The organism is Streptomyces sp. NPDC051561, from assembly GCF_044454195.1.
Taxonomy (GTDB): Bacteria; Actinomycetota; Actinomycetes; order Streptomycetales; family Streptomycetaceae; genus Streptomyces.
Genome location: NZ_JBITDM010000001.1, coordinates 190428 through 203511, shown reverse-complemented (window position 1 = coordinate 203511; position 13084 = coordinate 190428). Strand labels below are relative to the sequence as shown.

The following is a 13084-nucleotide window of genomic DNA, read 5'->3' as shown; positions in this document are numbered from 1 at the left end:
CGGGCCCCGGCCCCGGCCGGCCCAGACCCCGGCGGCACCCGCCCCCCCCGTACGGGTGCCGCCGGTCTTTTTCGTTCTTCACGGTCATGGAGGATCAGATGCACGAACGCAACCGTCGGCTCCTCGACGCCGCCCGCCGCGGCGACGCCACCGAGGTGCGGGCCGCCCTGGACGCGGGTGCCTCGGTGAGCACCTGTGACGAGGAGCTGCGCTCTCCCCTCCTGCTCGCCTCGCTGTACAGCCATCTGGAGGCCGCACGCGTACTGGTCGCGGCCGGGGCGGATCCGAATGCCCAGGACGCCCGCCACGACAGCGCCTGGCTGGTCACCGGAGTGACCGGCAGCGTCCCGATGATGCGTGTCCTGCTGCCCGCGGGCCCGGACCTGACCCTGCGCAACCGTTTCGGCGGGGTCTCGCTGATCCCGGCCAGTGAGCGGGGGCACGTCGCCTACGTACGGGCGGTGCTGAGCGAGACCGACATCGACGTCAACCATGTCAACGACCTCGGCTGGACCGCCCTGCTGGAGGCGGTGATCCTCGGCGACGGGGGCCGCGACCACCGGGCGATCGTGGAACTGCTGCTCGCGGCCGGCGCCCGCCGCGACCTCGCCGACGTAGACGGCGTCACCCCGCTGAGGCACGCCGAGCGCCGCGGTTTCGAGGACCTCGCGGCACTGCTGAGGGCCGCCTGATGGCGGGCGGCCACCGGCACGCGGGCGCCCGCACCGGACTGATCACCATGGCGTCCGTCGCCCTCCTCCTCACCGGCTGCGGCGCCGCCGAGTCCGCGCCCGACGCACCCCGAACCCCCGAGGCCAAGCCCACCGTCCCGGCGCCCGAGCGGACCGCCGACGGCACCCTCCTGGTGGCGGACTTCGACTCCGACACCGTCACCTTCGTCGACCCCGAACGCGGGCCCATCGACTCGGTGAAGGTGGGCACGGCGCCCTACGGTCTGGTCGTCGGTGAGGACGGCAGGGCCTGGGTCGCGACGGCCGAAGGTGTGGCCGTCGTCGACACCGGGGCACGCAAGAGCCTCGGCCGGATCGCGTACCGGACGAAGACCGGCCCCGTAGAGAGGGGCGAGTACCGCGGCGGTGGCATGGGAATCGCTCTCGCGCCCGACGGGAAGCGGGTCTACGTCGGCGTCAACGTCCCTGATGAGAAAGGGGTGTTGGAGGTCATCGACACCGGGGCGAGCGAGGTCACGGACACCGTTGCGGTGGGCCGCCGCCCCTTCGACGTCGATGTCTCACGCGACGGCGACGAGGTGTACGCCACCGGGCACGACTCCTACGACGTGACGGCGGTGCGCGCCGACACGCTCGCTCCGCGCAGGCTCGTGGTCGCTCCGTACGGCGAACTCGGCCTCGGCTCCTGGCTCAAGCCGCACTACGCCGCCGTACGCGAGGACGGCAAGGTACTGCTGCCCTTCGAGGGCGAGCGGCTGGCCGTGCTCGACCCGGCGAACGGAAAGGTCACCGTCGAGCGGATGACCGCCCACACCCATCAGCACGGTGCCGCCCTCGCCCCCGACGGCACCCTGCTGGTCGTCGGCACAGGGCCGGTCGGGGACTCCGAGGAGGACCCGTCGCTGACGATCCGTACGCCCGACGGCAAGGAACGCGTCGTCCCCCTCGACGGTCCGCACGAGGACGTCGCGGTGTCCGACGACAGCCGCACCGCGTACGTCACCGGGGGCTTCACCCGGGAGGGGTCCTGGGACGGCATCACCGTCGTCGACCTGGACAGCGGGGACACCCGCCGACTGCCCGCGGGGGTACGTCCCCTGGGCATCGCGGTTCTCTGAGAAGGTTTCGAGACAAGTTCTGGCACCCCTTCGAGCGTCCGGTCGGCAACGAGACGAGACGAGTCGTATTGCATTACCCCCGAAGCGTGCGCCATGATGACGACGCAAGATGACGAGACGACTCGTCTCGTCATCGAGTCGTGGATGTGGGGAGCGGTGCCATGAATCAGCGGTTTGTCCAGGTCGACCCGGCGGTGCGGTTGTGGTCCGAGGTACGCGGCGACCCCCGGGATTCCACCCTGTTGCTGATCATGGGGGCCGGGGCGTCTGGGCTGGGCTGGCCGGAGGGGCTGGTTGACGCGTTGGCCGTGCGCCACCGCGTCATCCGCTACGACCACCGGGACACCGGCCGCTCCAGCCGCAGTTTCGACACGCACCCGTACCGCATTGTCGACCTCGCCTCGGACGCGATCGCCGTCCTCGACGCGTACGAAGTGGAGCGGGCGCACATCGTCGGTCACTCCCTGGGCGGCATGCTCACCCAACTGCTGATCGCCGATCACCCCGAACGGCTGCTCAGCGCGACAGTGATGGGCACCGGCGCTCTCAGCAGCACCCCACTGTCGCACCCGGACGGCTCCCGAACTCCCGTAGACCGACTCCCGCCCATCGACGTCCGGGTGCTCGAACTGTGGTCCCACCCCCACGAGGACCGTGGTCTGGAGGGCGAGCTGGACCACCGCGTGGAGCACTGGCGGCTGCTCAACGGCGACCAGATCCCCTTCGACTCCGAGGAGTTCCGTGCCTCGGAGCGCCGCGTCATCGAGCACGCCGGGCGCTACGAGGCGCCCATGACCCACGGGCGCGCGGACCACTCCGGCATGGACCGCACCGAGGAACTTGCGCGCACCGAGGTGCCGACCCTGGTTGTCTCCGCCCCGGCCGAGCCCGTCTTCCCACCGCCGCACGCCGACCATCTCGCCCAAGTGATCGCCGGGGCAAGGCTGGTGGAGATTCCGGGTATGGGGCACGCCCTGCCCCGCGCCGTCCACGCACCCCTGGCCGCAGCCGTTCTCGACCACACCCTGGCCACGGACGCCCGCGCCCGGCCAGGGGCGGGGATCTCACCTCGATCTCCTGGTCGGCTGGGCGCGGCAGCCGGCGAGGAAGATCCAGGCGTGTTCGTCAGCCGGCGGCGGCCCGGGTGCTGAGAGCCGGGGCTTGGACACAGGCTCTCAGGGCTGTTCCGGAGGGAGCAGCGGGACCGCCACCGAGAGGACGGCGCCCTCGCCGGGGGACGACTCGATGGTGAGGGTGCCGCCGAGCTGCCTGGTGCGGGTCCGGATGGCGGGGAGCCCGTGTCCGCGCGTTCCCGTTGTGGGGCCCACGGGCGGGGAGCCGGGGTCGAAGCCCTGGCCGTTGTCGGCGACGTCGAGGACGACCTGGTCGCCGAGATAGCTCAGGGTGAGCGCGGCCGCGGTGGCGCCGGAGTGCTCGCGGATGTTGGCGAGGGCGCCCTGGGCGATGCGGAGCAGGGCGGACTGGACCCGTTCGGGGAGCGGTCCTGCGGGGGCCCCGTCGATGTGGCAGCGCACCGAGATCCGGTCGGAGGACTCGCGGGCGGCGAGGGTGCGCAGCGCCTGGTCGAGACCGTCGCCCTCGGCCAGGTCGGCGGGGGCCAGGTCGTGGACGAAGCGGCGCGCCTCGGTGAGGTTGCGCTCGGCGACCGCGGTGGCGGTACGGACATGGGCACGGGCGGCGGCCGGGTCGCTGCCCCAGACGCGGTCGGCGGCCTGGAGCAGCATCTGCTGGCTGGACAGGCCCTGCGCGAGGCTGTCGTGGATCTCCATCGAGAGCCGCTGGCGCTCGGCGAGGATGCCCTCGCGGTGTTCGGTGGCGGCGAGTTCGCGCCGGGTGCGGATCAGGTCGTTGATCAGTTCGCGCTGGCGCCTGGCCTGACGGTCCAGCTGTACGAAGACGGCGATGGCGATGGCCGCGACGGCCGGCGGCCCGAGGATCACATCGATGTCGAGGCGCCCGGCGAGCCGCAGGTGGGCGCTCACGGCGACGACCGTGACCAGAATGATCAGGGCGATCGCGGCCGGTGGCCGGAGGGTGCGCAGGGTGATGATGAAGAGCGGGACCGCACACCAGCCGAAGCTGGGCGCCAGCATCACCAAGGTGATCCAGACGGCGACGACGGTGCCGAGCCAGAGGTAGCGGCGCGGGGACGGGCGGGCGCCCAGGGCCGGTTCGAGCAGGTACAGCACGGCGAGGGCCGCGCTCAGGCCGATGACCCAGGGGGCGAGGTGCTGGCCCGTGTGCCGGAGCAGGAAACGGGTGAGCACCGCGCCCAGCAGCAGGAGAAACGCCACGTACAGCAGGACCCGGAGCCAGCCGTCGCCCGGCTCCGGGGTGTCCTCGGGGTAGCTGCCACTGTTCAGCGCCATCGCACCTTCAACTTCGCAGGGTCATGAACAGTGCAAAATATCCCATAGCGGGAATCCTGCGCCCTGTACCCGGCGGCCTCTGCGCTCTGCGCCCTGTGCGCGCTGCGGCCCGTGCGCCCGGCGGTCCGGCCCCGATCCGGAGGGACCGCCGCCCCACAGCGGTCAGAACACCATCGCGAGGAGGTCGGCGAACAGTTCCTGTTCGTCGACCTCCAGCCCCCGCTTGGTGAACCAGGTCGCCATGTTGTGGCAGTCGCGGAGCAGGAAGTCCATGCCCTTCGGATTGCCGACGATGTCGACCACCTGCGGGAGGTCGATCATCACGATCCGTTCGGACTGGGCGAGGACGTTGTACGGCGAGAGGTCGCCGTGGGCCAGCCCCGCAGCGGCCAACTCGCGCATCGCGCCCCGGAGTTGCTCGAAGTAGTGGCCGAGGAGCTCCTGCGACGGCCGGACCTGGGCGAGCCGAGGCGCGGCCCCGCCCTCCCCGTCGTCGATGAACTCCATCAGCAACTCGGTCCCGTCGACCTGCACCGGGTACGGCACCGGAACGCCCGCCTCCCACAGCCGGCACAACGCCTCCCACTCCGCGTAGGCCCACTGCCCGGCGGCGACGCTCCGGCCGTGCGCGGTCTTCTTCGCCATCGCGCGGCTGTCGCGGCTGTTGCGGGTGCGCCGGCCCTCGACGTACGACGTACTGCGGTGGAAGGACCGGTGTTCCTCGGTGCGGTACCGCTTGGCGGCCAGCAGCGAGGACTTCGCCGGGCTGTCCCCGATGGCCTCCACCGCGCGCTCGACGAGGAAGACGTCGGCTTCCTTGCCGGTCTTGAGAATGCCGAACTCGGTGTCGATCGCGGCCTGTTCGGTGACGACCCAGCCGGGGCGTGGTTCCGGACCGCGCGAACCGCGCTCGACATCCAGCCAGGTGGACCACCGCTGATCCGGGCCCAGTCGCTCGTCGACCTCGGAGAAGCGGAAGGCGAAGGCGTCGGCCGGACCGGACGGGGACCCGGTGCGGGTCGGCTCGGCCGGGCGGGGGCCGGGGTCGGGTGCGGGTGCGGGTGCGGAGAAGTGGTCAGAGAGGTCGTGCTCGGTACGGAAGACGTCGGATGACATCGGAAGCGCTCCTGAACGGTGAGAGGGGACTGACGCGGACATGCCGCAACACAGTGACTGCCATGTCTCAGCCCTCCTCAGGTCCAGGCAACGCTCCTCGCTGCTCGGTCGCACCAGGGTGCATGTCCGCCGCCCCGCCCGCAACGTATTTATCGGCGCGCATCCCGCACGCCCCACGGCGAGTTGGCGGCCGTCCGAGCACCCCGGCGTACCCCCGCAAGGCGCCGCAACGAACCTCTTGACGGCTTCCGTGGCCGCCTCACATACTGGCGGCCAAATCGATTTGGCCTCCGTCCGGGCCGATGACCGTCGACCGCTGATGCCCGCACCTGTCCCACGCCCGAACGGAGCTCGCACATGTCCAGTCATCGCCCGAACCCTCCAGGGACGGAACTCCCACGGCCCCCGCGGGCCACCCGGCGGGAGCAGGAGAAGCAGGAGGGGAGGGGGGACCTGCCACGCGTCCCCGCCGTCCACCCCGTGGACGAATCCCGTCCGCTGGGCCGGATCATCCTCTTCGGGATCCAGCACGTCCTGGTGATGGCGGCCACCCCCATCTCGGCGATCTTCCTGATGAGCGCCACCCTCCGGCTGGATGCCGCGCTGACCGTCAACCTGCTCTCGGCCGCGTTCGTGCTTTCCGGGGCCGGGTCGCTGATCCAGTCGCTCGGGCCGTGGAAGTTCGGGCCCCGGCTGCCGTTCGTGATGCTGCCGGGCGGTGCGCCGCTCATCCTGTTCCTGGCCATCGCCGAACAGCACGGCATACGGACCGCCACCGGCGCGGTCATCCTCACCGCCGCCTTCTGCTTCGTGGTCCTGCCGGTCTTCTCGCGGCTGCTGGCGTTCTTCCCGGCCCTGGTGATCGGCACGATGATCGTCATCGTCGGGGTCAACCTGGTGAAGGTCGGCGCGGTGCTGGTCACCGGCCGCCCCGGCGAGAGCGGATTCGCGCATCCGACGAACCTCATGCTCGGCATGGCGACCATCGGGTTCACCGTCCTCTTCTACCTCCTGTTCACCGGCATCCTGCGGCAGTTGGCCGTCATGCTCGGCCTGCTCGCCGGTACCGCGCTGGCCGCGAGCCTGGGTGCCATCGACTTCGCCCGCGCCACCGAGGGCGGACTGGTCAACCTGCCGCAGCTGATGCCGTTCGGCTCCCCGCAGTTCAGCCTGGTCGCCGCGCTGCCGCTGATGCTCTACAGCCTCGCCTCGATGGCGGAGGCCACCGGCCAGACGGTGATCAACGCCGAGGCCGTCGGCAAGGAGATCGACACCCGCGAGGCTGTCCCCAGGACCGTCCGCGGCGACGCGCTGACGTCGCTCTTCGGCGGATTCTTCGGCATGCCCCTGATGGTGACCAGCGGCGAGAACATCGGGATCGTCCGGGTCACCGGCGTCCGGAGCCGTTACGTCACCGCCGCGGCCGGCGTGGTCCTCATCGCCATCGGGTTCTTCGCGCCGGTGACCAGGGCGATCAGTGTCGTGCCGTCCGCGGTCGTCGGCGGCACGGCCATGGTCGTCTTCGCGGTGATCACCGTGCTCGGTGTGCAGATGCTCGGCCGCTCGGACCTCGACAAGCACACCAGCACCTTCATCTGTGCCGTCGCCCTCGCGCTCGGACTGCTGCCGATCCTCGTCCCCGGTGTGTACGGGGGCTTCCCGCCGAACCTCCGCATCCTGCTCGAAAGCGGCGTCGCCGTCGGCGCGTTCGTCGCCGCCGTACTCAACATCCTCTTCCACCACGTCAGGCCGCGCGTCGCCGCCCGCCTGACCTCCGCACGCACGGAAAGCGACCGATGAACCAGCTCCCCCCGCCCCAGCCCAACACCTTTGCACCGCACGGCGCTTCATCGCCCCCCGGCGACCTCGGCGTCCCCGGCCCCCTCCTCCTGGTCCCCGACGCGGTCCTGCTGCCCGAAGGGCCGGTGGCAGATCACGCGGTCGTGGTCGCCGAGGGCACCTTCCGCGCCGTGGGCCCCGTGGCGGAGCTGACGCGCGCCCACCCGCAGCTCGACCCCGTCCCGCTGCCCGGTCACCTCCTGATGCCCGGCTTCGTCGACGCCCACCACCATCTGACGCAGAGTTTCGGCGCCGCACTCGCCTTCGGGGAACCCTCGGAGATATTCCGCCGGATCTGGGTCCCGCTGGAGGGCGCGCTCAACGAGGAATCGGCTTACGTGGCAGCCAAGTTGGCGGCACTGGAGGCTCTGCGTGGCGGATTCACCACCGTCACCGACGCCGGTACCCGCGCCGCGGTCGACGTCGGCGTCGTCGCCTCGGCGGCACGCGACGCCGGAATCCGCTGCGTCCTCGGCCTCGTCTGCAACGACGCCCCGGACGAGGACAATCCGCCCACCGCCACCCCCGTCCTCGAATCCGCCGCGAAACACCTCGCCCGATACGCCGACGACCCCCTGATCCACCCCTCCCTCGCCATCTCCATCCCCGAGGCGGCCACTTCCACCACCCTCCACCGCACCGCCCGTCTCGCCGCCGAAGCCGGGGCGGTCGTCCAGATCCACGTCAACGAACACCTGGCAGGCGTCGAACGCTCACTGGTACGCCACGGAGCGCGCCCACTCGAACACCTCCACCGCATCGGTGCCCTCGGCCCCCAACTGCTCGCCGCCCACGCCACCCTGCTCACCCCTCACGAGCTGACCCTGCTCGCCGACACCGGAACCGCCGTCAGCTACAACCCCGTCGCCAGTGCCTGGAAGGGCAACGCGGTGGCCCCGGCCACCGCGATGGCCGAGCGGAAGATCCGCTTCGGGCTCGGCACCGACGGCACCCGGGGCGACGGATTCCGGCTGGCCGAAGCGGCCGAGTTCGCCCAGCGGATCGCCTACGGCCTGGCCACCGGGGACTCCTCGTGCGGCGCGGGCTGGACCTGGCTGGAGCACGCCACCGCCGGCGGCGCCGACGCGGTCGGCCTGGGCGGACGTACCGGAACCATCGCCCCCGGACTCGCCGCGGACTTCCTCCTCGTCGACCTCACCAACCCCGAACTCGCCCTCTCCTGGGACGTGCCCTGGGAGCTGGTACGCCGCGGCAACCGCGACCAGATCACCGCCGTGTACGTCGCCGGACGCCTCCGGATGTGGCGCGGCAGCCCCACCGACTGGGACGCCCCCGCCCTCGTACAGCAAGCAGTGCAACTGGCGCGCGCCACCGTCGAGAAGGCCCCCCTCACCCGGGTGCACCCCACGTCGGCGGTGGCCCGTGAGCGGAGCCGTGCCCTGTGAGCACCGAAGCACTGCTGGTCCTCGCCGTCACGGTCGCGGTCGCCGCGTTCGTCCAGGGCAGCAGCGGGCTCGGCTTCGCGCTGATCGTCGCGCCGGTGGCCGGGATACTCGACCCCGGCCTGCTCCCGGTCTTCGTGCTGGCCGCGATGATCCCGCTCAACCTGTACGTCGCCTGGCGCGAACGCGACTCGCTCGACCTGCGCGGTGCGAGCTGGGTCACCGTGGCGCGGCTCGCGGCCACCCCCGGCGGGCTGGCGTTGCTCTGGCTGATCCCGGACCGCAGCATCGGCCTGTTCGTGGGAATCGCCACCGTGCTCGCCGCTGTCGTGAGCCTCGCCGCGCCCGCCTTCACACCGGGCAGACTGGCGTACGTGGGGGCCGGCGCGGTCACCGGACTCACCGAGACCGCGACCGGCGTCGGAGGCCCGCCGCTCGCACTCGTCTACCAGCACCGCCCGCCCGCCGAGCTGCGCTCGACCGTCGCCGCCTGCTTCCTGGTCGGCGAAGTGGCCTCCCTGATCCTGCTGTTCGCGACGGGGGAGGGGCGCCCCGGGGACCTCGGCCTGGCAGCGGCGCTGATACCGGTGATCGCGGTGGGCGCCTGGCTGAGCAGGCTGGTCCACCACCGGCTCGACGCACGCCGGATGCGGCTGTGCGTGCTGGTCTTCGCGCTGGTCTCCGGACTGGTGCTGATCATCGGGCTGTGACCCGGTGACCCGGTGACCCGGTGACCCTGTGATCCTGCTCGTCCGCACGCCGGGCCGCCGCTGACTCAGGTCTGCCCGTACGGGGTCACCGCATCGTCGACCTGCGCGCGACGACGCGCGGTGCGGGCGCCGTCGCCACCGTGGCGGCGGCGTCCTCGCCGCGCAGCCGGCCGAGCAGCAGCGCGACCGCATCGGATGCCGCACGGTCCAGATGCAGATCGACGGCGGTCAGCGGCGGCTCACAGGTGCGCGCGCGCAGACCGTCGTAGCGGGTGGCCACCATGACGTCGTCCGGTACGGATCGCCCGCTGTCCCGTACGGCCCGGACCGCGCCCACCGCGAAGGCGTCCACCATGGCGCAGATCGCGTCGAGTCCGGGGTGCGCGGCCAGCAGGGCGGCGCCACTCTCGTAACCGGCCTGCTCGCCCCCCTCCTCCGGAGCGCTCGCCACCACGGGCGCCCATCCGTACCGCCCGGCGACCCGTTCGTACGCGGCGAGCGCGTCGACCGACGAGTGCCGCGAACCGGAACCCACCAGCAGCGCGGGCCGCCGCGCCCCCTGCTCGTACAGATGCGTCAGCAGCAGTTCGGTGACCAGCCCGCCCCGCAGGTCCACATACGGCACGTCGCCGTCCGCCGACACCGGCCGGCCCAGCGCCACGTACGGCAGGTTCCGCTCCTTCAACTGCGCGGCCGCCGCGTCATTCACGTCCGGCTCCACCACGATGGCCCCGTCGATGTCGACCGAGTACAGCGCGGACGCCGACTGCACGGGAGGCACCAGGACCAGCGCGTAGTCGTGCAGCAGCGCACTCTCCGCGGCGGCGGCGGCGACCTCCATGTAGAACCCGAGCCGCGACGGGCCGCCCGCCACCGCGAACGGCATCGAGGACGCCAGCGCGATCGCCTTCGCCTCCCCCCGACGCAACCGCTGGGCACGCAGATTGGGCCGGTAGCCGAGCTCCGCGGCGGTCTGCTTGATGCGCTCCCTGGTCCGCGGGTCGACCTTCCCGATGCCGTTGAGCGCGTGCGAGACCGTGGTCCGGGACACCCCGGCGGCCCGCGCGACATCGGCGATCGTCGGGGCCTTCGACCGGGAGCCGGAACCGGAGGTGTGCATCGGCGCGGACGCTCCTTGTACGTGGCGGAAGAACGGGACCCCCACATCTTCGCCGACCCGTCGCCGCGCCGAGCTGCCGCCCCGGACGCCGGACGAGGAATCCGACACCCGAAACGGGCCCAAGGTCCCTTGTCTCCAGGCCACTTGACCCCCGGATCAACCCTGCTTCGACCGCCATGGACAGGTCATGGAAAATGTCCGACATGTTGAGTTCCGTGAAAACCGCTGCCGCCGTCCGGCGCACCGCACGCATTTCCATCGACCTGCTGCTGATGCTGCTGATGGCCGCGGTGATCCTCTGGCTGGTGGGCCAGATGTGGTCCGTGGTCTGGCCGGTCGTCGTGGGCCTGTTCCTGACGACGCTGACGTGGCCGCCGGTGAGGTTCCTGCGCCGTCGCGGCTGGCGCCCCGCCCTGGCCGCCTCACTGGTGACGGTGGTCTTCCTGCTGCTCCTCGCGGGCATCGCGGCGCTGATCGCGGTGCCGGTGGCATCCCAGTCGGGTCAGCTGAGCGACGGGGTGGTCGCGGGCATCCAGCAGGTACGCGAGTGGGCCTCGGGGCCGCCGCTCAACATCGGGGACGATCAGATCACCGGCGCCCTGGACTCGGCCATCGAGCGCATCCAGAACAGTGCGGGGAGCGTGGTCACCGCCTTCGGCACGGGAGTGAGCACGGTACTCAACACCCTGGTCACCGCCGTGCTCGCGCTCTTCCTGATGTTCTTCTTCCTCAAGGACGGCTCGCGCTTCCTGCCGTGGCTCGTGCGCCAGCTGCCGGGCCGCTTCGCCACCGACGTACCGGTGGTGGCGAAGCGCTGCTGGAGCACGCTCGGCACATTCGTCCGCTCCCAGGCGCTGGTCGGACTGCTCGACGCCGTCTTCATCGGCATCGGCCTGTGGATCCTGGGCGTACCGCTGGTGCTGCCGCTGGCCGTGCTGACCTTCGTGTCGGCGTTCGTGCCGATCGTCGGCGCCTTCTTCGCGGGCTTCGTGGCGGTGCTCATCGCCCTGGTGTCGAACGGCCTGACGGACGCGCTGATCGTCCTGGCGATCATCGTCGTGGTCCAGCAGCTGGAGGGCAATGTGTTCCAGCCCATGATCCAGAGCCGCGGACTCGGCCTGCACGCGAGCGTGGTGCTCATGGTGGTGGTACTCGGCGGCAGCCTGGCCGGAGTCGTCGGCAGCCTGCTCGCGGTGCCGGCCGCCGCGCTGGTCTCGGTGATCTGGAACTACGTACGAGAGCAGCTCAGCGACCCGGATCCGGACGCGGGGCCGGACTCGGACGCGGGGCCGGACGAGGACGCGGACCAGGGCCCGGAGCCCGGCGGCTCGACCGTCGCGGCCGGCGCCCCCGCATAGCGCAGAGTCCCTCCACGGCTCCTACCGCTCCTACGGGCCCGCCGCCCCGCGCACCCGCGCGAGCAGCCGGTCCACGAAGAGCGACTGCCCCGCCACGAGCCGCTCGGCCGCCTGCTCCGGCGTGCACCAGGCGAACCGGTCCATCTCCGGGAACTCCTGCTGTACGCCGGAGCCGCGCGGCCACTCCATGACGAACGTCCCCGGCACCGCGGCCGCCGGGTCGAGCTCCGCCTCCAGCCCCCAGGCGACGACCGTCTTGCCGTTGTTCTGCCGGATCTCGCCCAGGGGAAGCCAGCCCCCGTCCGGCACCGGCAGACCGAGTTCCTCCTGAAACTCCCGCCGGGCCGCCGCCGCGGCCTCCTCCTCGGGCCCGTACTCGCCCTTCGGCACCGACCAGGCGGCCTTCTCCCGGCGCGCCCAGAGCGGGCCGCCCATGTGCCCGATCAGCACCTCCACGTCCCGCTGCTCCCCGGCACCGGTGACCCGGTAGAGGAGCAGTCCGGCGCTGCGCCTGCCCGGCTCCGTCGACATGCCCTCCAGTCTGGCGCGGGGGCCGCCCGTACGCCATGCGGTGCACCGTCCGGCGTAGTACCGCACCCCATGGACGCGCCACCCGGCACAGAGTGGACACGCTGCCCGTACGCGTACGGGCACCCGCGTCCGTACCCCTGGCGGTACCCGTGTCCGTACTCCACCCCGGGAGAGACCATGACCCCCTGCCTGACCAACCGCCGCGATCTCGGTCTGCTCGTGCTGCGCGTGGGCACCGGAGCGGTGCTCGCCGCGCACGGCTCGCAGAAGCTCTTCGGCTGGTTCGGCGGCGGCGGGATCAAGGGGACCGGTGCGGCGATGGAGTCGATGGGATTCACCCCGGGCAGGCAGAGCGCGATGGCCGCCGGACTCGGTGAGGTGGGCGGCGGTGCACTGCTCGCGCTCGGCTTCGCGACTCCGGCGGCGGGCGCCGCCGCTGCGGGGGCCATGGCCGGAGCGGTCGCGGTGCACGCGCCCGGCGGGTTCTTCGCCCAGGCCGGCGGCTACGAGTACCCCGCCTTCCTCGGCTTCACCGCGGCGGCGATCGGACTCACCGGACCCGGCCGCCTCTCGCTCGACCACGCGACCTGCCACCGCTTCGACGGTCCGTGGACGGTGGCCGTCGCCTTCGTGGCCAGCGCGGCAGCCGCGACAGCGGTGGTCGGCAAGCGGCAGCGGCGCAACAGGCAGGAGGACGACGGGGACGGCGCGTACTGACGCTGCTCGGCCTCCGTCCACAACCTCCACCCTCCGCCCCCTGGTTGACGCTCCCCGGATGTGCTTCGATGCGCGCCTGTGGACCGAGCG

The 13084-nt window shown here is 71.9% G+C and carries 12 protein-coding genes; 8 read left to right on the top strand and 4 right to left on the bottom strand.

Annotated elements, in window-relative coordinates; all coding sequences use genetic code 11:
• Positions 1-98: 98 nt before the first annotated feature.
• The 3 genes from ACIA73_RS00830 (at position 99) to ACIA73_RS00820 (ending at position 2961) form a co-directional block, all read left to right on the top strand.
• Complete coding sequence (locus ACIA73_RS00830) at positions 99-692, top strand: ankyrin repeat domain-containing protein (RefSeq protein WP_399436060.1); 594 nt, start codon at positions 99-101, stop codon at positions 690-692.
• Entirely contained in the window at positions 692-1810 is a 1119-nt protein-coding gene (locus ACIA73_RS00825) for a YncE family protein (RefSeq protein WP_399436059.1), read from the top strand. The genes ACIA73_RS00830 and ACIA73_RS00825 overlap by 1 nt, the downstream gene beginning before the upstream one ends.
• Before the next feature lie 161 nt (positions 1811-1971).
• Positions 1972-2961 (top strand): alpha/beta fold hydrolase, encoded by a 990-nt coding sequence (locus ACIA73_RS00820; RefSeq protein WP_399436058.1) that lies wholly within the window; start codon positions 1972-1974, stop codon positions 2959-2961.
• A gap of 24 nt (positions 2962-2985) precedes the next feature.
• Here the strand turns inward: ACIA73_RS00820 and ACIA73_RS00815 are convergent, their stop codons facing one another.
• Positions 2986-4200: a sensor histidine kinase gene (locus ACIA73_RS00815; protein ID WP_399436057.1), complete on the bottom strand. Its 1215-nt coding sequence runs from the start codon at positions 4198-4200 to the stop codon at positions 2986-2988.
• A gap of 162 nt (positions 4201-4362) precedes the next feature.
• Positions 4363-5316 (bottom strand): serine protein kinase RIO, encoded by a 954-nt coding sequence (locus tag ACIA73_RS00810; protein ID WP_399436056.1) that lies wholly within the window; start codon positions 5314-5316, stop codon positions 4363-4365.
• A gap of 480 nt (positions 5317-5796) precedes the next feature.
• Between ACIA73_RS00810 and ACIA73_RS00805 the strand changes: the two genes are divergently transcribed.
• From ACIA73_RS00805 to ACIA73_RS00795, 3 genes are read left to right on the top strand one after another with little or no spacing between them, the layout of a single operon-like run.
• Positions 5797-7116, top strand: a complete 1320-nt coding sequence (locus tag ACIA73_RS00805) for a uracil-xanthine permease family protein (protein WP_399436055.1) — start codon at positions 5797-5799, stop codon at positions 7114-7116.
• The gene (locus tag ACIA73_RS00800) at positions 7113-8561 is read left to right on the top strand and encodes an amidohydrolase family protein (RefSeq protein WP_399436054.1); all 1449 of its coding nucleotides are present in this window, start codon (positions 7113-7115) and stop codon (positions 8559-8561) included. The genes ACIA73_RS00805 and ACIA73_RS00800 overlap by 4 nt, the downstream gene beginning before the upstream one ends.
• A complete protein-coding gene (locus ACIA73_RS00795; RefSeq protein WP_399436053.1) occupies positions 8558-9268 on the top strand; it encodes a TSUP family transporter in 711 nt (236 codons plus the stop codon). Before ACIA73_RS00800 ends, ACIA73_RS00795 begins: the two co-directional genes overlap by 4 nt.
• 85 nt (positions 9269-9353) lie before the next feature.
• Here ACIA73_RS00795 and ACIA73_RS00790 read toward each other — a convergent pair whose 3' ends face one another.
• Positions 9354-10388: a LacI family DNA-binding transcriptional regulator gene (locus ACIA73_RS00790; RefSeq protein WP_399436052.1), complete on the bottom strand. Its 1035-nt coding sequence runs from the start codon at positions 10386-10388 to the stop codon at positions 9354-9356.
• Positions 10389-10582: 194 nt separating this feature from the next.
• Between ACIA73_RS00790 and ACIA73_RS00785 the strand changes: the two genes are divergently transcribed.
• Positions 10583-11746 (top strand): AI-2E family transporter, encoded by a 1164-nt coding sequence (locus tag ACIA73_RS00785; RefSeq protein WP_399436051.1) that lies wholly within the window; start codon positions 10583-10585, stop codon positions 11744-11746.
• Positions 11747-11776: 30 nt separating this feature from the next.
• On the opposite strand, the gene ACIA73_RS00780 is transcribed toward ACIA73_RS00785, so the two are convergent.
• Positions 11777-12277, bottom strand: a complete 501-nt coding sequence (locus tag ACIA73_RS00780) for an NUDIX domain-containing protein (RefSeq protein WP_399436050.1) — start codon at positions 12275-12277, stop codon at positions 11777-11779.
• Positions 12278-12454: 177 nt separating this feature from the next.
• Here ACIA73_RS00780 and ACIA73_RS00775 point away from each other — a divergent pair, with 177 nt between their 5' ends.
• Positions 12455-12994 carry a DoxX family protein gene (locus ACIA73_RS00775; RefSeq protein WP_399436049.1) on the top strand — a complete coding sequence of 180 codons (540 nt, stop codon included), beginning with the start codon at positions 12455-12457 and terminating at the stop codon, positions 12992-12994.
• Positions 12995-13084: the final 90 nt, after the last annotated feature.